General features: G+C 67.8%; 18 protein-coding genes and 1 tRNA gene. 14 read left to right on the forward strand and 5 right to left on the reverse strand.

The window, feature by feature from the left end:
- Positions 1–37: 37 nt before the first annotated feature.
- Positions 38–847 carry an AraC family transcriptional regulator gene (locus K0H49_RS08500; protein ID WP_219211136.1) on the reverse strand — a complete coding sequence of 270 codons (810 nt, stop codon included), beginning with the start codon at positions 845–847 and terminating at the stop codon, positions 38–40.
- Between the two features lie 216 nt (positions 848–1,063).
- Here K0H49_RS08500 and K0H49_RS08505 point away from each other — a divergent pair, with 216 nt between their 5' ends.
- The 9 genes from K0H49_RS08505 to K0H49_RS08545 all read left to right on the forward strand — a co-directional run bounded on the left by K0H49_RS08505 (position 1,064) and on the right by K0H49_RS08545 (position 10,876).
- Positions 1,064–2,665, forward strand: a complete 1,602-nt coding sequence (locus tag K0H49_RS08505) for an ABC transporter substrate-binding protein (RefSeq protein ID WP_219211137.1) — start codon at positions 1,064–1,066, stop codon at positions 2,663–2,665.
- 76 nt (positions 2,666–2,741) lie between these two features.
- Positions 2,742–3,728, forward strand: coding sequence for an ABC transporter permease (locus tag K0H49_RS08510; RefSeq protein ID WP_374122321.1), 987 nt, complete (start codon positions 2,742–2,744; stop codon positions 3,726–3,728).
- A gap of 7 nt (positions 3,729–3,735) precedes the next feature.
- Positions 3,736–4,566 carry an ABC transporter permease gene (locus tag K0H49_RS08515; RefSeq protein ID WP_219211138.1) on the forward strand — a complete coding sequence of 277 codons (831 nt, stop codon included), beginning with the start codon at positions 3,736–3,738 and terminating at the stop codon, positions 4,564–4,566.
- On the forward strand, positions 4,563–6,206 hold the full coding sequence (locus K0H49_RS08520; RefSeq protein WP_219211139.1) for an ABC transporter ATP-binding protein: 1,644 nt from the start codon (positions 4,563–4,565) through the stop codon (positions 6,204–6,206). The genes K0H49_RS08515 and K0H49_RS08520 overlap by 4 nt, the downstream gene beginning before the upstream one ends.
- Positions 6,203–7,420: a serine hydrolase domain-containing protein gene (locus K0H49_RS08525; RefSeq protein WP_219211140.1), complete on the forward strand. Its 1,218-nt coding sequence runs from the start codon at positions 6,203–6,205 to the stop codon at positions 7,418–7,420. Before K0H49_RS08520 ends, K0H49_RS08525 begins: the two co-directional genes overlap by 4 nt.
- The gene (locus tag K0H49_RS08530) at positions 7,417–8,343 is read left to right on the forward strand and encodes a 2-hydroxyacid dehydrogenase (protein WP_219211141.1); all 927 of its coding nucleotides are present in this window, start codon (positions 7,417–7,419) and stop codon (positions 8,341–8,343) included. The genes K0H49_RS08525 and K0H49_RS08530 overlap by 4 nt, the downstream gene beginning before the upstream one ends.
- Positions 8,344–8,471: 128 nt before the next feature.
- Positions 8,472–9,458, forward strand: a complete 987-nt coding sequence (locus tag K0H49_RS08535; protein WP_219211143.1) for an alpha/beta hydrolase — start codon at positions 8,472–8,474, stop codon at positions 9,456–9,458.
- A 10-nt stretch (positions 9,459–9,468) separates the two neighbouring features.
- Complete coding sequence (locus K0H49_RS08540; RefSeq protein ID WP_219211144.1) at positions 9,469–10,101, forward strand: FMN-binding negative transcriptional regulator; 633 nt, start codon at positions 9,469–9,471, stop codon at positions 10,099–10,101.
- 37 nt (positions 10,102–10,138) lie between these two features.
- Positions 10,139–10,876, forward strand: coding sequence for a class II aldolase/adducin family protein (locus tag K0H49_RS08545; RefSeq protein ID WP_219211146.1), 738 nt, complete (start codon positions 10,139–10,141; stop codon positions 10,874–10,876).
- Between the two features lie 102 nt (positions 10,877–10,978).
- Here K0H49_RS08545 and K0H49_RS08550 read toward each other — a convergent pair.
- The 4 genes from K0H49_RS08550 to K0H49_RS08565 form a co-directional block, all read right to left on the reverse strand.
- A tRNA-Gly gene (locus K0H49_RS08550) sits at positions 10,979–11,054 on the reverse strand.
- 69 nt (positions 11,055–11,123) lie between these two features.
- Positions 11,124–11,381, reverse strand: coding sequence for a hypothetical protein (locus K0H49_RS08555; protein ID WP_219211147.1), 258 nt, complete (start codon positions 11,379–11,381; stop codon positions 11,124–11,126).
- 2 nt (positions 11,382–11,383) lie between these two features.
- Entirely contained in the window at positions 11,384–12,148 is a 765-nt protein-coding gene (locus K0H49_RS08560; RefSeq protein WP_219211148.1) for an SDR family NAD(P)-dependent oxidoreductase, read from the reverse strand.
- Positions 12,145–12,927, reverse strand: coding sequence for a Crp/Fnr family transcriptional regulator (locus tag K0H49_RS08565; RefSeq protein WP_219211149.1), 783 nt, complete (start codon positions 12,925–12,927; stop codon positions 12,145–12,147). The genes K0H49_RS08560 and K0H49_RS08565 overlap by 4 nt, the downstream gene beginning before the upstream one ends.
- Positions 12,928–13,012: 85 nt before the next feature.
- Between K0H49_RS08565 and K0H49_RS08570 the strand changes: the two genes are divergently transcribed.
- From K0H49_RS08570 to K0H49_RS08590, 5 genes are all read left to right on the forward strand, one after another.
- Positions 13,013–14,977, forward strand: coding sequence for an AMP-dependent synthetase/ligase (locus K0H49_RS08570; RefSeq protein WP_219211150.1), 1,965 nt, complete (start codon positions 13,013–13,015; stop codon positions 14,975–14,977).
- A gap of 61 nt (positions 14,978–15,038) precedes the next feature.
- The gene (locus K0H49_RS08575) at positions 15,039–15,836 is read left to right on the forward strand and encodes an ABC transporter ATP-binding protein (protein WP_219211151.1); all 798 of its coding nucleotides are present in this window, start codon (positions 15,039–15,041) and stop codon (positions 15,834–15,836) included.
- A gap of 14 nt (positions 15,837–15,850) precedes the next feature.
- On the forward strand, positions 15,851–16,780 hold the full coding sequence (locus tag K0H49_RS08580; protein ID WP_219211152.1) for a branched-chain amino acid ABC transporter permease: 930 nt from the start codon (positions 15,851–15,853) through the stop codon (positions 16,778–16,780).
- A gap of 10 nt (positions 16,781–16,790) precedes the next feature.
- The gene (locus K0H49_RS08585) at positions 16,791–17,855 is read left to right on the forward strand and encodes a branched-chain amino acid ABC transporter permease (RefSeq protein WP_183027970.1); all 1,065 of its coding nucleotides are present in this window, start codon (positions 16,791–16,793) and stop codon (positions 17,853–17,855) included.
- 65 nt (positions 17,856–17,920) lie between these two features.
- A complete protein-coding gene (locus tag K0H49_RS08590; protein ID WP_219211154.1) occupies positions 17,921–19,237 on the forward strand; it encodes an ABC transporter substrate-binding protein in 1,317 nt (438 codons plus the stop codon).
- Positions 19,238–19,244 lie beyond the last annotated feature (7 nt).

The following is a 19,244-nucleotide window of genomic DNA, read 5'->3' on the forward strand; positions in this document are numbered from 1 at the left end:
TGCGGGATCGGGTCGCGCAGCAGGCGAATTCGCCCTTTCAGTCGAGGTCGTTGCGTCCCAGGTAGTGCTTGGGCGTCTTGCCCATCACGCGCCGGAACATCGCGGTGAACGCACTGGGGCTCTCGTAGCCCAGGTCCATCGCCACGGTGGTGACGGCGGTGCCCAGCGACAGGCGCCGCACGGCTTCCATCAGCCGCACCTGCTGGCGCCACAGCGTGAAGGTGATGCCGGTCTCGTCGCGGAACAGCCGGGTCAGGGTGCGCCGGCCCAGTGCGCCGAAGCGCGCCCAGTCCTCCAGATCGCCTTCCCGGCCCGGGTCGGCCAGCAACGCCTTGCAGATGCGCAGCAGGCGTGCATCGCTGGGCATGGGCACGTGCAGCGGCACCTTCGGCGCGGCGCAGATCTCGTCGAGGATCAGCCGCATCACGCGGCCGTCGCGGCCCGCTTCGTCGTAGAGCAGCGGAATGTCGATGGCCTCGATGATCAGCTGGCGCATCAGCGGCGAGACCTCGATCACGCAGCATTCGTCGGGCAGGTTGGGCGACGCGTCCGGCTGGATGTAGAGCGAGCGGTTCGACACCGGCTGGCCGCGCGCATGCATCTCGTGCTCGATGCCGCCCGGCACCCAGACGGCACGGTTGGGCGGCACCAGCCACGCGCCTTCCTGCGTGTGGAGGGTGAACATGCCCTTCACCGCGTAGGCCAGCTGGGCCCTCGGATGCGAATGGCGCGGAACGATCATCGAGGGCTCTGGATCGTGCTCCACGATGATCATCGACACCGGGCGCGGGATGTCCTGGTAATCGACGGCGAGCTGGCTGCGGACGGGGTTCAAGCTGTTGATCATCACGGTGTTCCGGCACGCAAGAATTGCGCCAAACGAGGGTAACGGATGGTGGCCCGCGCAAGTCCGAGGGTCAACCCAGGCCGAGGATGGCCCGTGCGGAACAGAACTCGGCTCGAACCCTGCAACGCGGGCGGAGGGGGCTCCCTACACTGAATTCGCCATACGACGCTCACCGCACACACCGTGCGGCAGTCCCATCCCTTCCCGAGGATCACCATGAAGAAACGTGAGTTCCACAAGTTCCTGCTCGCAACCGGCGCCATGGGCCTGGCCGAGTTCCCGCTGGGCTTTTCACAGGCCTTCGCCCAGGCCACGGGCGGCGTCAGGGGCGGCACCCTCAACTCCATCGTGCAGCCCGAGCCGCCGATCCTCAACCTGGCGGTGAGCCAGCTCACGCCCACGCAGATGGTGGCGGGCAAGATCTTCCTGAGCCTGCTGACCTACGACGTCAACCTCAAGCCCTTGCCCAGCCTGGCGAAGAGCTGGACCATCTCGCCCGACGGCAAGACCTACACCTTCAAGCTCGAGCCCAACGTGAAGTGGCACGACGGCAAGCCGCTGACGTCGGACGACGTGCTCTACACGGTCAAGGAGTTCCTGCCGATCACGCACCCGCGCGCCAAGGCGCTGTTCGGTCGCTGCGAATCGATCACCGCGCCCGATGCGCACACGGTGGTCTTCAAGCTGGCCGAGCCCTTCAGTCCCTTCATCGGTGCCTTCGACATCTCGAACCTGCCGGTGATGCCCAAGCACATCTACGCGGGCACCGACGTGGTGAAGAACCCCGCCAACCTGAACCCGATCGGCTCGGGACCGTTCAAGCTCAAGGAGTGGGTGCGCGGTTCGCACATCCATCTCGTTCGCAACGAGGCGTACTTCAAGCCGGGCCTGCCCTATCTCGACGCGATCATCTACCGCGTGGTGCCCGACGGTGCCTCGCGCGCCCTGGCGCTGGAGAACGGCACGGTGCAGCTCACGCAGTGGACCGACCTGGAACTGTTCGACGCCCAGCGCCTGAGCAAGAAGCCGAACCTGGCCGTCACCACCAAGGGCTACGAGTACTTCGCGCCCATCATGTGGCTGGAGATCAACAACCGCAACGCACCGCTGGCCGACAAGCGCTTCCGCAAGGCGGTGATGCACGCGATCGACCGCAACTTCATCAAGGACAAGATCCTCTACGGCTTCGGCAAGGTCGCGACCGGCCCGGTCAACTCGAAGACCAAGTACTACGAAGCCAACGTCACGAAGTACGACTTCTCGATCGACAAGGCCAAGGCGCTGCTCGACGAGATGGGCCTCAAGCCCGACGCCAAGGGCACGCGCGTGACGGTGCGCCTGCCGGTGTCGCCTTACGGCGAGATGGTGCAGCGCACCTGCGAGTACATCCGCCAGTCGCTGGCCAAGGTGGGCATCGCGGTGGTGCTGGAGTCGACCGACCCCGGCAGCTACACGCAGCGCGTGAGCAACTGGGACTACGACCTCAACCTGTCGTGGCTTTACCAGTTCGGCGACCCGGCCCTGGGCGTGACGCGCAACTACCTGACGGCGAACATCCGCAAGATCCTGTTCACCAACACGGTCGGCTACTCGAACCCGCAGGTCGACAAGCTCGCCGACCAGGCCGCGGTGGAGGTGGACGAAGCCAAGCGCCAGGCGCTCTACAGCGAGATGCAGAAGATCATCGTGGACGAGGTGCCGATCGCCTGGCTGGTCGAGATGGAATTCCCGACGATCCACGACAAGCGCCTGCAGAACGTCGTGACCACGGCCATCGGCGTGCACGAGAGCTTCGACACCATCTACTTCAAGGGCTGAGCGCCATGGCATGCCTTTCCCGCGTTCTCCGCGCGCGTGCCGAAGGGCATGCCTGCCTGACTCCACGATCTGCTCTATGAACCTCAAATGGCTGACGATCGCGGGCGCCCTGGGCGTGCGCATCGCAAAAATGGCGGCGGTCATCCTGCTGATCGCCATCTTCAATTTCATGCTGGTGCGCGCCGCACCCGGCGACCCGGCGCTCGTGATGGCCGGCCAGTCGGGCGCCACCGACGAGGCCTTCCTCGCGCGTGTGCGGGCCGACTACGGACTCGACCAGCCACTGCCCACGCAGCTCGCCACCTACCTCGGCAAGGTGGTGCGGCTGGACCTCGGCTATTCGCATCGCCAGCAACGCACGGTGGCGAGCGCCATCGGCCAGCGCCTGCCCGCCACGCTGCTGCTCACGCTCTCGGCCTTCGCCATCTCGCTGGTCGGCGGGGTGGTGCTGGGCAGCCTGGCCGGTGTGCGCGCGGGCACGGTGTGGGACACGCTGATCAGCCTGCTGGCCATGGTGATCTATGCCACGCCGGTGTTCTGGCTCGGCCTGATGCTGGTGCTGCTGTTCTCGGTCCAGCTGGGCTGGCTGCCCGCCTTCGGCTACGAGACCATCGGCGTGACGATGTCCGGCGGTGCCGCCGTGCTCGACAAGCTCAAGCACCTGGCGCTGCCGGCCTTCACGCTGGGCATGCTCTACCTGGCCATCTATGCGCGCCTGATGCGCTCCTCGGTCATCGAGGTCAGCCACCAGGACTACGTGAAGACCGCGCGCGCCAAGGGTGCCTCGGAGAGCCGCATCCTCTGGCGCCACATGCTGCGCAATGCGCTGCTGCCGGTGGTGACCATGGCCGGCGTGCAGGCCGGCACGCTGATCGGCGGCTCGGTCGTGATCGAGACCGTGTTCGCCTGGCCCGGCCTGGGTCGCCTCACCTACGACGCGGTGCTGCAGCGCGACTACCAGATGATGCTGGGCATCTTCCTGGTGCTCTCGGTGCTGGTCATTGCCTTCAACTGGCTGACCGATCTGCTCTATCGCGTGATCGACCCAAGAATCAAGGCATGACCGCGCAATGAAACAGACCCTCCGATCCTTTCTGCGCCACCCGAGCGGCATGCTCGGCCTGGTGATCCTGCTGGCGGTGATCGTGCTGGCGCTCAGCGCGCCGCTGCTGTTCCCGGGCGACCCCTGGGACACGGTGGCCGCGCCCTTCACGCCACCGCAGACCGACGGCATGCTGCTGGGCAGCGACAGCCTGGGGCGCGACATCGCCGCGGGCATCGCGCACGGCACCCGCGTCTCGCTGATGATCGGCCTGGCCTCGACGCTGGTGGCGCTGCTCATCGGCGTGGTGGTGGGCGCGCTCTCGGGCTATGTGGGCGGGCGCGTCGGCGAATGGCTGATGCGCTTCACCGAGCTGTTCCAGACCATCCCGGCCTTCATGCTGTGCATCCTGCTGGTGGCGATCCTCGAACCCTCGATCCGCACCATCGTGATCGCCATCGCGCTGGTGAGCTGGCCGCAGGTGGCGCGCCTCACGCGCGGCGAGTTCCTGGCCCTGAAGGAGCGCGAGTTCGTGCAGGCCGCGCGCTGCCAGGGCGAATCGCCGCTGTCGCTGATCACGCGCTACATCCTGCCCAACGCCCTGTCGCCGATCATCGTCGCGGGTTCACTGTCGATCGCGAGCGCGATCCTGATCGAGAGCGCGCTGAGCTTCATGGGCCTGGGCGACCCCAACCTCATGAGCTGGGGTTTCATGATCGGCGCGGCGCGCACCATGCTGCGCCAGGCCTGGTGGATGAGCCTGTTCCCGGGCATCGCCATCCTGCTGACCGTGCTGGCCATCAACCTCGTGGGCGAAGGCCTCAACGACGTGCTCAACCCCCGGATCTCGCGCCAATGACGAAGCCCTCTTCCCCCCTGCTGTCGATCCAGGACCTGTCGATCGTGCTGCCCAGTTCGGGCGACCGCGGCCATGCGGTGGAACGCCTGTCGCTGGACATCGCCGAGAACGAGATCGTCTGCCTGGTCGGCGAGTCCGGCTCGGGCAAGTCGATGACCGCGCACGCCATCCTCGGGCTGCTGCCGCCGCGCGTGTCGATCGACCCGCGCAGCCGCGTGCTGCTGGAGGGCACCGACCTCACGAAGCTCCCTGCCGCGCAGATGCGCAAGCTGCGCGGCGAGCGCATCGCGATGGTGTTCCAGGAGCCGATGAGCGCGCTCAACCCGCTGCAGCGCATCGGCGCGCAGGTGGCCGAGGCCCTGCAGCTGCACAACACGGCCGGCCTGGGCGCCACGGCGATCGAGGAACGCTGCCTCGCGATCATCGACGCGGTGGGCCTGCCTTCGCCGAAGCAGATCGTCCGCAGCTACCCCTTCCAGCTCTCGGGCGGCCAGCGCCAGCGCGTGATGATCGCGATGGCACTGCTGAACAACCCGCGCCTGCTGCTGGCCGACGAGCCCACCACTGCGCTGGACGTGACCACGCAGCGCCAGATCCTGGACCTGATCCAGACGCTGCAGGTCGAGCGCCGCATGGGCGTGCTCTTCATCACGCACGATTTCGGCGTGGTGGCGGACATTGCCGACCGCGTGGTCGTCATGCGCCACGGCCGCGTGGTCGAGCAGGGCTCGCGCGACGCGGTGCTGCGCAACCCGCAGCACGACTACACGAAGGCACTGATCGCCGCCGTCCCCGGGCGCAGTGCACGCAGCACGCCGCGCACGCAGAAGACGGCCGAGCCGCTGCTGAAGATCGAGAACCTGAGGAAGACCTTCGTCTCGAAATCGGGGCTGTTCTCCGCGCCGCGCACGGTGGTCGCGGCCGACGGCATCGACCTGGCCATCCAGGAAGGCGAGACGGTGTCGGTGGTGGGCGAATCGGGTTCGGGCAAGTCGACGCTGGGCCGCATGGTGATGCGCCTGATCGAACCCGACAGCGGTGCGATCACCTTTGCCGGCCAGCCGATCCTGGGCCAGGATGCGGCCGCGCTGCGCGCCTATCGCAAGCAGGTGCAGATCATCTTCCAGGACCCCTTCGCCTCGCTCAACCCGCGCCAGAAGGTGGGCGATGCGATCGCCCGCGGACCGATGATCCACGGCATGCCCCGCGCCGAAGCGCTCAAGGTCGCGGCCGCGCTGCTGGACCGCGTGGGGCTCGGTGCCTCGGCGGTGAACCGCTTCCCGCACGAGTTCTCGGGCGGGCAGCGCCAGCGCATCTCGATCGCACGCGCGCTGGCCCTCAAGCCGCGCCTGCTGATCGCCGACGAGGCGGTGTCGGCGCTCGACGTGTCGATCCAGTCGCAGGTGCTCGCACTGCTGGCCGAACTCAAGGCCGAGCTGGGCCTGACCATGATGTTCATCACCCACGACCTGCGCGTGGCCGCGGAAATCTCGAACGCGGTGGTGGTGATGCAGAGGGGCCAGATCGTCGAGCGCGGCGCGCCCGGCCAGCTCTTCAGCAACCCCCAGCATGCGTACACCCGCACGCTGCTGGGTGCGATGCCGGGCCTGGACTTCTTCGAGCACAGGCTGGCCGCATGAGCGCCGCGCCGTCTTCTTGCGTCGACCTCGGCTGGCACATGGGTGCGCCCTCGCTGGCGATCGACCCCGATGCGCTGTCGCCCGCACGCATGCGCGCGCGCTTCAGCGGCATGCGCGCGACCGGCCCGACGGTGAACGTCTGGCGCGGGCCCGGCCCCGCCAGCACGCTGCCGTATGCGCTGCGCGACGACATCGACGCGCTCGCGTTCGTGCCCCTGGGCGCCGCGGCGCCGATGCGCTGGGACGCCTCGCTGGCCGCGAACCACACCGACGGCATCGTGGTGCTGCATCGCGGCCGCATCGTCTACGAGCACTTCGACGGCCCGCTGCAGCCGCACAGGCCGCACGTCTGCATGTCGGTGACCAAGTCGCTGGTCGGCACGCTCGCGGCCGCCGAGATGGTCGCCGGCCGCATCGACCCCGATGCACCGGTGCCGGTGTACGTGCCCGAGCTCGGCGCGAGCGCCTGGGCCGAGGCCACGGTGCGCCAGGTGATGGACATGACCACCGCGCTGCACTACGACGAGGACTACGGCCGCGCCGACGCGGAGGTCTGGACCTACCTGCGCGCGGCCGCGCAGCTGCCTGGCATGCCCGCGCCCGCCGGCAGTCCGGTCGGCGTCCGCGACTTCCTGCGCACCGTCCGCGCCAGCGGAGCGCACGGCGAAGGCTTCGCCTACAAGACGGTCAACACCGAGGTGCTGGGCTGGATCCTCTGCAAGGTGACCGGCCTGCCGCTGGAGCGGTTGGTCGAGGAGCGCCTGTGGACGCCGATGGGCGCCGAGCAGGACGCCTTCTTCGTGGTCGACCCGCGCGGCCACGCCGGCGCGGGCGGTGCCTTCAGCGGCGCACTGCGCGACATGGCGCGCTTCGGCGAGACCATGCGTTGCGATGGCTTCTTCAACGGCCGGCAGGTCGTGCCCGAGGCCGCCGTGGCCGACATCCGCCTGGGCGCCAGCCCCGCGCACTTCGCGCGGGCGGGCTATGCGCTGCTGCCGGGCTGGAGCTATCGCCACATGTGGTGGATGACGCACAACGCGCACGGCGCCTATTGCGCGCGCGGCATCCACGGCCAGAACCTCTACATCGACCCGAAGGCCGAGATGGTGATCGCGCGCTTCGCCTCGCACCCCAAGGCCGCCAGCGCCAACACCGACCCGACCACCCTGCCCGCGTACCAAGCGCTGGCACAGCATCTTCTCGCCTGCCCATGACCACCGTTGCCCTGCTCAGCCATTCCGTCGACCTCGACTTCCTGCGCCCGCTGCTGCTGGCGGCCGACCCGTCGCTGGACATCGCCACCTGGCCCGACCCGCGCTGCCTCGAGGCCGAAGTGGCCGTCTGCTGGAACGCGCCGCCCGGCGTGTACGCGCAGATGCCGAGACTGAAGCTGGTGCACAGCATCGCGGCCGGCGTGGACAACGTGGTCGCGGGGCAGGACCTGCGCGAACTGCCGGTGTGCCGCGTGGTCGACCCGATGCTGGCCGAGGGCATGCTGCAGTTCGTGCTCTGGGGCGTGCTGCATTTCCACCGGCAGCTCGATGCCGCCCTGGCCAGCCAGCGCGCAAAACAATGGAAGCGCCCGCTGCAGACGCCGGCCTCGGCCTGCCGCGTCGGGCTGATGGGCATGGGCGAACTCGGCGGCCACATCGCTGCGCGCCTGCCCCTGCTGGGCTACCCGGTCAGCGGCTGGGCCCGCACGCCGCGCGAGATCGCCGGCATGACGGTGTTCAGCGGCGACGACAGCTACGAAGATTTCCTCGCGCAGACCGATGTGCTGGTGTGCCTGCTGCCGCTCACGGCGCAGACCCGCGGCATCCTCTGCGAGCGCACCTTCTCGGCCCTGCCCCGGGGCGCCGCGCTGATCCATTGCGGCCGCGGCGAACACCTGGTCGAGGCCGACCTGATCGCGGCGCTGGGCAGCGGGCAACTGCGCGGCGCGATCGTCGACGTGTTCGAGAACGAACCGCTGCCGCCAGACCACCCGCTGTGGACCACGCCCGGCGTGGTGGTCACGCCCCACATGGCGACCATGGCCACCTTCGACGTGGTGGCGCGGCAGGTGGTGCGGAACATCGCGCAGCTGCGCGAGAACGGCCCCTTCTTCAACCAGGTCGACACCGCGCGCGGCTACTGATGACACACCCCCGAAGCGCCTTCGAGGGGGCGACACCAGCGGCCTGGCAAAGCCGGTTCCGCGGTGTCCCTGGCATTGACTGCAAGCGCTTCGACTTCCCCGAATCTTCACTCGCAACTGGAATCGACATGAGCAACCTCGACCCTGCCTTCGCCGCCTCGACCCAAGGCGCCAAGCCCGCGCCCCTCGACCCGCAAGTCCAGCTCTTCGTGCAGCGCATGAGCGCCGACGCTTCGAAGTTCCCGCGCCGCGACACGGTGTCGATCGCCGAAGGCCGCGACATCGCCGAGAAGGTGCGCGCACCCTGGGCCGCGGGCGGCCCGGTGATGGAACGCACGACCGAGCAGCAGGTGCCCACGCGCCACGGCGAGGTGCTGATCCGTACCCACTACCCGAAGGAACGCCGCATGCCCGGCGCCTTCTTCTACATCCACGGCGGCGGCTTCGTGCTGTTCAGCATCGACACCCACGACCGGCTGATGCGCGAGTACGCCGAGCGTGCCGGCATCGTGGTGATCGGCATCAACTACACGCGCGCACCCGAGGCCAAGTTCCCGCAGCCGATCGAGGAATGCATCGACACCGTGTGCTGGCTGATCGCGCACGCGGGGGAGATCGGTTTCGACCCGGAGCAGTTCTTCGTGGGCGGCGACTCGGCCGGCGGCAACCTCTCGCTGTGCACCGCCATGCACTTCCGCGACCAGGGCGCGAGCCCGATCCGCGGCCTGGTGCTCAACTACACCGGCTTCAGCACCGACCTCTACCAGGACTCGGTGGTGCGCTACGGCGCGGGCGACTACGGCCTCTCGCTGCACATGATGGTCTGGTTCTACCGCAACTACCTGGGCCGCAAGGAAGACTTCACCGACCCGCGCATGAACCTGCTCGACGCCGACCTGCACGACATTCCGCCGACCTTCCTGGTCATCACCGAATGCGACCCGCTGTACGACGGCAACATCGACATGGCGGCCAAGATGAAGGCGGAGGGCCTCGACGTCGAGTCCAAGATCTACCCGGGCACGGTCCACAGCTTTCTCGAAGCCGTGTCGGTGGCCGACGTGGCCGGCGAAGCCTTCGACGACACGGTGCGCTGGCTGCGCAAGCACGCCTGAGGGGGCCACGATGTACACACCGCCCGCCTACGCGGAATCCGACGAGGCCCTGCTGCGCGAGCGCATGCGCGCCTGGAGTTTCGCCACGCTCGTGACGCACGGCGCCGAAGGGCTCAACGCCACCCACCTGCCCTTCCTGGTGGACGACGACGGGCCGCACGGCCTGCTGACCACGCACCTGGCGCGCGGCAACGCGCAGTACCGCGACCTGAAGGCCGGCGCGCCGGCGCTGGTCATCTTCCAGGGGCCGCATGCCTTCATCTCGCCGAGCTGGTACACGAACCGGCTGACCTTCCCGACCTGGAACTACACGGCCATCCATGCGCAGGGCACGCCGGAAGTGGTGGACGACACCTCGGCCATCCATGCGGTGCTGCAGCGCACGGTCGCGGCCTACGACACGCCGCTGGGTGGCGAATGGGCCTTCGACGCCATGCCGCAGGAGCTGACCGCATCACGCCTCAAGGCCATTGCGGCCGTGCGCATCCCCATCGCGCGCATCGAGGGAAAGATGAAGCTCAACCAGGACAAGTCGGTGGCCGACCGGCTCGGCGTGATTGCCGCGCTGGAGAAGCAGGGCGACGCGCAGGGCCTGGCCGTGGCCGCGCTGATCCGCAGCCAGCCCGACCTCGCTTCGCACTGAGCGCGAGAAAAAAGACAACCACAGGAACACCGCAGACATGACCGCCCTCGACCATCCCGTGCGCACGGACGCCGAAACCCAGACCCGCCGCGACCTCGCCGCGCTCTACCGCCTGGTCGCGCATTTCCGCATGACCGACCTGATCGACACCCACATCAGCGCGCGCATCCCCGGCACGCCGGACCACTTCCTGATCAACCGCTATGGCGTGCTGTTCCACGAGATGGGGCCGGACGATCTGGTGAAGATCGACACCGCCGGCAAGGTGGTGGACGCGGCCGATGCGGGGCAACGCGTCAACGCCGCGGGCTTCACCATCCACTCGGCCGTGCACATGGCGCGCCACGACCTGGCGTGCGTGATCCACACGCACACGGCCGACGGCATCGCGGTGTCGTGCCAGCAGGAAGGCCTGCTGCCCATCTCGCAGCACGCGCTCAAGTTCTACGGCCACCTGGGCTACCACGCCTACGAAGGCATCGCGCTCGATCTCGAGGAGCGCGCACGCCTGGTCGCGAGCCTGGGCGAGCACCGCGTGATGATCCTGCGCAACCACGGCCTGCTGGCCGCGGGCCGCACCATCGCCGAGGCCTTCCAGAACATCTACTTCCTGGAACGCGCCTGCCAGGCCCAGGTCAAGGCCACCAGCAGCGGCCGCCCGCTGAGCCTGCCCCCGCAGGCGGTGTGCGAGCGCACCGCGGCGCAGTTCAACCGCGAGGAAGGGCTGGCGCATGCGCAGATGGCGTGGGAATCGGCGCTGCGGCTGATCGCCTGAAGCGCGAGGCCGAGGCACCGCGTGTGCCCTGGCGATGGCAGGCCACGCAACCGACGCGCCAATGAAAAAGGCCACCTGGAAAGGTGGCCTTTTTACTGGATGTGGAGCGGGATAAGAGACTCGAACTCTCGACCTCAACCTTGGCAAGGTTGCGCTCTACCAACTGAGCTAATCCCGCATCGAGTCTGCAATTCTAGCCCGAATTTCGAGCCCTTCCGGACAACTCGCACAAAAATTTTGAGAATCCTCAGTCCGGCACGAACATCGACTTGAACTTCGCCTCGTCCGCCGCGTCCTCGAAGGTCACCAGCTGGCCCGCCTTGTTGTCCACGATCCGGTGCGCCGCGAACAGGCTGTAGCGGCCCTTGAGGTAGTAGCTCTCCATCTCGATGAGCATGTACGGATAGGGCACGAAGACCTGGTGCGCGAACACCACGCGGTGCAGGTTGCGCGGATTGGGAAAGAGCTTGTATTCCGCGGTGCTCAGGGCCTGGGCGGTGGCCATGCTCAGGCGGGGTCGCGCACGTCGGCCACGGGCTTGCTGCCGAAGTCCGCGCGTGCCAGGTAGGCCAGCACCTTGGCACCGGCGGTCGCGGGCGAGTCGAGCAGGCCGTCGGCCTTGAGCTTCTCGAAGCGCGCACGGTCGGGGAACAGGCCGGCCTCGGTGCCGCGCATCGCGACCTGCATGTCGGTGTCGATCACGCCGGGCGCGAGGGAGACGATCTTCGCGCCGTTGGGGCGCAGCGCCTCCTCGAGTGCGACCGCGCGCGAGAAGTGGTCCATGCCGGCCTTGGCCGCGCAGTACGGCGCCTGGCTGGCCATGGCGTTGCGGCCCAGGCCCGAGGAGATGTTGAGCACCTTGCGGGCGCCGCGCCAGTCCTGCGTGGCGCGCAGGAAGGCCGCCGTGAGCAGCAAGGGCGCTTCGAGCCCGATGCGCAGCGACTGCGCGAGGTCGGCCGCATCGGCCTTCTCGAGCGGGCCCAACTGGCCCACGGTGCCGGCGTTGTTGATCAGCGTGACGCTGTCGAAGGCCTGCGCGTCCTGCGTGGCGAGCCAGGCGGCCACGCGCTCGGCGGCGGCGGCGGGCGCGGACAGGTCGAAGGACCATTGCTCGATCTTCGCGCCGTGCTGCGCGGCCTTGGCGGCCAGCGCGTCGTCGGTCTTGCGCGAGATGCAGACCAGCGTGTGGCCGGCCTCGATCAGCTGTTCGGCCATGGCGCGGCCCATGCCGCGGGAGGCGCCGGTGAGGAGGGTGAGGTGCTGTGCGCTCATTGCTTTTTGTCCTGGAGGAAGATGGCGGAAGAAGAAGAAGAAGAAGAACTGGAAGAAGGGGCCGTGACGCTGGCGCGCAGCGCCGGCAGGTCGAGCACGCGCAGGCCGCCGTACTCGACCTGGATCATGCCTTGTGCCTCGAGTGTGCGCAGCGCCTCGTTCACGCGCTGGCGCGACAGGCCGATCAGGTAGGCCAGTTCCTGCTGCGTGATGCGCAGCAGCTGGCCCACGCCGGGGAACAGCACCGGGTTGAACAGCGCCGCGAGGTTGCGCGCCACGCGCACGTCGGGGTTGTTCAATCGATCCGCCTCGCGCGCCGCAATGAACTGGGCCAGCCGCTCGTTGAGCTGGTTCATCACGAAGCGGTTGAAGCCGATGGAGTGGTCGAGCAGCCAGTGGAAATCGTCGACCGGCAGGCCGGCGATGACGCTGCGGCGCAGCGCCTGGATGTTGTAGCGGTAGGGCTCGCGCTTCATCACCGTGCCCTCGCCGAACCAGCCGCCGGGCGGCAGGCCGCTGTAGGTCATCGAGGTGCCGTCGGCGTTGTCGTTGCTCATCTTGAACAGGCCCTCGATCACGCCGAACCAGTAGGTCGGCGGACGGCCCACACGGCAGATCAGGTCGCCGGGTTCGGCCTCGCTGACCACCAGCGCGGCCTCGGTGCGCTGCCGCTCGCCCGGGCCCAGCGCCTCGAGCCAGGGGATGTTGCGCAGCTCGTCGGCACGCGGCGCGCGCAAGCGATCCCGGATCGAACCGGAGGCAGGGGCCACGGAGGTCATCGGGTAAGTCCGGGGGAGTGGAGACCCTGAGATTGTCGTTGGAACGACAACTCGACGTCAAAGTCGGTCCTACAGTCGCCCCATCGTGAACAAAAGCACACCGGCCGACACCACCTTTCCCCGCCTGCTGCGCGCCCATGCCGCCGCGCAGCCCGACGCGCCGGCCGTGCGCGAGAAGGACCTGGGCATCTGGCAGACCTGGACCTGGGGCGAGACCGCGCAAGCGGTGCGCGAGATGGCCTGCGGCCTGGCGAGTCTGGGCTTCGAGGCCTTCGACAATCTGGCCATCGTGGGCGCCAACCGCCCGCACCTGTACATGGCGGTGGTCGCGGCGCAGAGCCTGCGCGGCGTGCCGGTGCCGCTGTACCAGGACGCGGTCGCCAGCGAGATGGTCTTCATGCTCGACGACGCGGAGATCCAGTTCGTCATCGCCGAGGACCAGGAGCAGGTCGACAAGCTGCTCGAGTGCCGCGAGCTGCAGAAGGACAGCGGCCACGCGATCCGCCACATCATCTATGACGACCCGCGCGGCCTGCGCCACTACACGCAGCCGGGGCTCCTCAGCTTCGAAGGGCTGCGCGAACTGGGCCGTGCCTACGACGCCGCCCACCCCGGCTTCTTCGACGTTCGCGTGGCCAGCGGCGAGCCCGGCGACGTCGGCGTGATCCTCTACACCTCGGGCACCACCGGCCGGCCCAAGGGCGTGTGCCAGACGCACGCCAGCTTCATCGCCGCGGGCCACGGCGGCGTGGTCACCGACAGGCTCGGCCCGGGCGACAACGTGATGAGTTACCTGCCGATGGCCTGGGTCGGCGACCACCTGTTCTCGGTCGCGCAGTGGCTGGTGGGCGGCTTCACGCTCAACTGCCCCGAATCGGCCGCGACCGTGATGAACGACATGCGCGAGATCGGCCCGAGCTACTACTTCGGCCCGCCGCGCACCTTCGAGGGCCTGCTGACCGCCGTGTCGATCCGCATGGAAGACGCGGCCGCGCCCAAGCGCTGGCTCTATGCGAAGTTCATGGCGCTGGCGCAGCGCGTGGGCGCCGACATCCTGAACGGCGCGCCGGTCGGCGCGGGCGACCGCCTGCTCTACGGCATCGGCAACGTGCTGGTCTACGGCCCGCTGCGCAACGTGCTGGGCATGAGCCGCATCCGCGTGGCCTACACCGCGGGCGCGGCCATCGGCCCCGACCTGTTCCGCTTCTACCGCTCGATCGGCGTCAACCTCAAGCAGTTCTACGGCCAGACCGAGACCTGCGCCTACGTCTGCCTGCAGCAGGACGGCAAGGTCAAGCTGCAGACCGTGGGCCCGGCGGCGCCCGGCATGGAACTGCGCATCGCCGACAACGGCGAGGTGCTGGTGCGCGGCGTGTCGGTGCTCAAGGAGTACTACAAGCGCCCCGACGCCACGGCCGAGGTGCTCGATGCCGACGGCTACTTCCACACCGGCGACGCCGGCGTGCTCGACAGCGAAGGCCACCTGCGCATCATCGATCGCGCCAAGGACGTGGGCCGCATGGCGGGCGGCGCGATGTTCGCGCCCAACTACATCGAGAACAAGCTCAAGTTCTTCCCGCAGATCAAGGAAGCCGTGTGCTTCGGCGATGCGCGCGAGGCGGTCTGCGCCTTCATCAACATCGACTTCGAAGCGGTCGGCAACTGGGCCGAGCGCCGCGGACTGGCCTACGGCGGCTACGTCGACCTGGCGGGCAAGCCCGAGGTGCTGACGCTGATCGCCGAGTGCATCGCCAAGGTCAATGCCGACCTGGCGGCCGAAGCCGGCATGGCCGACACGCAGATCGCGCGCTTCCTGGTGCTGCACAAGGAACTCGACCCCGACGACGACGAGATGACCCGCACACGCAAGGTGCGCCGCGGTTTCGTGGCGCAGAAATACGCGGTGCTGCTCGAGGCGCTGTATGGCGGCAGGAGCGAACAGTTCATCGAGACGCAGGTGAAGTTCGAGGACGGCCGCACCGGCTCGGTCAGCGCCACGCTGCAGATCGTCGATGCCAAGCGTTATCCCGAAGTGAGGGCCGCAGCATGAGCGCAGCGCCGGGCCGCCCCAAGCAAGCTCGCACCGCAGTGCGGAGCACGAAGGTTCGTCCATGAATTCCAGGAAGACCGGCGAGGTCATCCTCGACGTCCAGAACATCAGTCTCAGCTTCGGCGGCGTGAAGGCGCTGACGGACATCAGCTTCAACGTGCGCGAGCACGAGGTGCGGGCCATCATCGGCCCCAACGGCGCGGGCAAGAGCTCGATGCTCAACTGCATCAACGGCGTCTATGCGCCGCAGCAGGGCTCGATCACCTTCCGCGGCCAGACCTTCAAGCACATGAACTCGCGCCAGGTGGCCGAGATGGGCGTGGCGCGCACCTTCCAGAACCTGGCGCTGTTCAAGGGCATGAGCGCGCTCGACAACATCATGACGGGGCGCAACCTCAAGATGAAGAGCGGCCTGCTGGCGCAGGCCTTCCGCAATCCCTTCGGCTGGGGCTCGGCCGAACGCGAGGAGCTGGAGCAGCGCGAGTTCGTCGAACGCATCATCGACTTCCTCGAGATCCAGCCCTTCCGCAAGACCCCCGTGGGCCAGCTGCCCTACGGCCTGCAGAAGCGCGTCGACCTCGGCCGCGCGCTGGCGATGGAGCCGCAGGTGCTGCTGCTCGACGAGCCGATGGCCGGCATGAACGTGGAGGAGAAGCAGGACATGAGCCGCTTCATCCTCGATGTGAACGACGAGTTCGGCACGACCATCGTGCTGATCGAACACGACATGGGCGTGGTGATGGACATCTCCGACCGCGTGGTGGTGCTCGACTACGGCAAGAAGATCGGCGACGGCACCCCCGACGAAGTACGCAGCAACGAAGACGTGATCCGGGCTTATCTCGGCGCGGAACACTAGGAACGGCGGGCCCCATGGGTTTCTTTCTCGAAACGGTTTTCGGCGGCTTGATGGCCGGCATGCTCTACGCCCTGGTCGCGCTGGGCTTCGTGCTGATCTTCAAGGCCTCGGGTGTCTTCAACTTCGCGCAGGGCGCGATGGTGTTGTTCGCGGCGCTGGCGATGGCACGCTTCGCCGAATGGATTCCCAAGTGGTTGGGCTTCCAGAGCGTGGTGCTGGGCGCCGTGCTGGGCTTCATCGCCGCGGCGCTGTGCATGGTGATCGTGGCCTGGCTGATCGAACGGCTGGCGCTGCGCCGGCTGGTCAACCAGGAAGGCATCACGCTGCTGATGGCCACGCTGGGCATCTCGCATGTGCTCGACGGCGCGGGCCAGCTGATCTTCGGCAGCGCCACCTACAAGATCGACATCGGCATGCCCAAGGAGCCGCTGCTGGTGCTCGAGAACATGTTCGAAGGCGGCCTGCTGCTGAGCAAGGAAGACCTCTACGCGGCCGCGATCGCCGCCACGCTGGTGGTGCTGCTCACGCTGTTCTTCCAGAAGACCGGCACCGGCCGCGCCCTGCGCGCGGTCGCCGACGACCACCAGGCCGCGCAGTCGATCGGCATTCCGCTGGCGCGCATCTGGGTCATCGTCTGGTCGATCGGCGGCATCGTCGCGCTGGTGGCCGGCGTGATCTGGGGCAGCAAGCTGGGCGTGCAGTTCTCGATCTCGCTGGTGGCGCTCAAGGCCTTCCCGGTGGTGATCCTCGGCGGCCTCACTTCGGTGCCCGGCGCCATCCTCGGCGGACTGATCATCGGCATGGGCGAGAAGCTCTCCGAGATCTACCTCGGGCCCTTCCTCGGCGGCGGCATCGAGAACTGGTTCGCCTACGTCCTCGCGCTGGCGGTGCTGCTCATCAGGCCTCAAGGCCTGTTCGGCGACAAGATCATCGACCGCGTCTAAAGGCACTGAGATGTTCTACAGAGAAAACGGTCAATTCAAGAGCAGCTACCGCGCGGACCTGGCGCTGTTCCCGGTCGCGCAGGACCGCTGGTTCATGCTCGCCTTCGCGGCCATCGCCTTCGTCGCGGTGCCGATGCTGGCCAGCGACTACAGCTTCCGCGCGGTGCTGATCCCCTTCCTGATCCTGGCGCTGGCCGCGATCGGCCTCAACATCCTGGTCGGCTACTGCGGCCAGATCTCGCTGGGCACCGGCGCCTTCATGGCGGTGGGTGCCTATGCGGCCTACAACCTGCAGGTGCGCATCGAGGGCATGCCGCTGCTGGTGTCGCTGATCGGCGGCGGGCTGGCGGCCACGGTGGTGGGGGTGCTGTTCGGCATCCCCAGCCTGCGCATCCGCGGCCTGTATCTCGCGGTGGCCACGCTGGCGGCGCAGTTCTTCATGGACTGGTTCACCAACCGCGTGAAGTGGGTCACCAACGATTCGTCCTCTGGCTCGGTCAGCGTCAACTCGCTGCAGATGTTCGGCTACGAGTTCAACACGCCGACGCAGAAGTACCTGCTGTGCCTGAGCCTGGTGGTGGTGTTCGCGCTCTTGGCCAAGAACCTGGTGCGCGGCGCGATCGGCCGCGAATGGATGGCGATGCGCGACATGGACGTCGCGGCCTCGGTGATCGGCATCCGCCCGGTCTACGCCAAGCTCACGGCCTTCGCGGTGAGCAGCTTCATCGTCGGCGTGGCCGGCGCGCTCTGGGGCTTCGTGCACCTGGGCGCCTGGGAGCCGGCCGCCTTCGGCATCGACAAGTCGCTGCAGCTGCTGTTCATGATCATCATCGGCGGGCTGGGCTCGATCGCCGGCAGCTTCTTCGGCGCGGCCTTCATCGTGCTGCTGCCGCTGCTGCTGAACTACGTGCCGCACTGGCTGGGGCTGTCGATCTCGACGGCCACGGCCTCGCACCTGGAACACATGATCTTCGGCGCGCTGATCGTGTTCTTCCTGATCGTCGAGCCGCACGGCCTGGCGCGCCTGTGGTCCACCGCGCGGCAGAAGCTGCGGCTGTGGCCCTTCCCTCATTGATCCCCACTGATTCCCGTATCCCGGTTCCACCACGCACTCACGTGCTCATTACAAGGAGACAAGCCATGCAATTCAGGAATCTCGCACGCACCGCGGCACTCGCCGCCGCGGGGCTTTCGATGGTCGTCGCGGGTTCGCTCGCGCAGGCCCAGCCGGCCGAGCAGTTCGTGCCGCTGCTGGTCTACCGCACCGGCCAGTTCGCACCGCTGGGCATCCCATGGGCCGACGGCAAGCAGGACTACCTGAAGCTGGTGAACGCGCGCGACGGCGGCGTCAACGGCGTCAAGCTGACCTATGAGGAATGCGAAACCGCCTACGACGCGGCCAAGGGCGTGGAGTGCTACGAGCGCCTCAAGGGCAAGGGTTCGGGTGCCTCGGGCTTCGACACCCAATCGACCGGCATCACCTTCGCCGTGACCGACAAGGCCTTCGTCGACAAGGTGGTCGTCGAGACCCCGGGCTATGGCCTGTCGCAGTCGGCCGACGGCACCGTGTTCGAGTGGAACTTCCCGCTGCTGGGCACCTACTGGACCGCGGCCGACGTGATGATCCAGGACATCGCGAAGAAGGAGAAGGGCAACCTCAAGGGCAAGAAGATCGCGCTGGTCTATCACGACTCGCCCTACGGCAAGGAGCCGATCCCGCTGCTGCAGAAGCGCGCCGCGGCCGAAGGCTTCGAGCTCTCGCTGTTCCCGGTCACGCCGCCCGGCGTGGAGCAGAAATCCACCTGGCTGCAGATCCGCCAGCAGAAGCCCGACTACGTGCTGTTCTGGTCGGCCGGCGTGATGACGCCCGCCGGCATCCGCGAGGCACAGGCCAGCGGCTACCCGCGCGAGAAGATCTACGCGGTCTGGTGGGCCGGTTCGGACCACGACGTGAAGGACATCGGCGCCGGTGCCAAGGGCTACAACGCGATCACGCTGCACAACAGCGCGGCCAAGGACAAGGTCCATGACGACCTGAAGAAGCTGGTGTACGACAAGGGCCAGGGCACGGGCCCGGCCGACGGCATCGGCTCGATCGCCCACACCCGCGGGATGATGATCTCGATGCTGCAGGTCGAGGCGATCCGCGCGGCGCAGGAGAAGTACGGCAAGGGCAAGTCGCTCACGCCCGAGCAGGTGCGCTGGGGCTTCGAGAACCTGAACCTCACGGCCGACAAGCTCAAGGCACTGGGCTTCGGTGAAGTCATGCGGCCGGTCAAGACCTCGTGCAGCAACCACATGGGCGACGACTGGGCGCGCATCGTGCAGTGGGACGGCGGCAAGTGGGAGATCAAGTCGGACTGGTACCAGTCGGACAAGACGCACATCGACCCGCTGGTCAAGGAATACGCGGCCAAGTACGCCAAGGACAAGAACGTCAAGCCACGCGCCTGCTGATCGCCAC

The sequence above is a fragment of the Variovorax boronicumulans genome (assembly GCF_019352895.1).
Classification (GTDB): domain Bacteria; phylum Pseudomonadota; class Gammaproteobacteria; order Burkholderiales; family Burkholderiaceae_C; genus Variovorax; species Variovorax boronicumulans_A.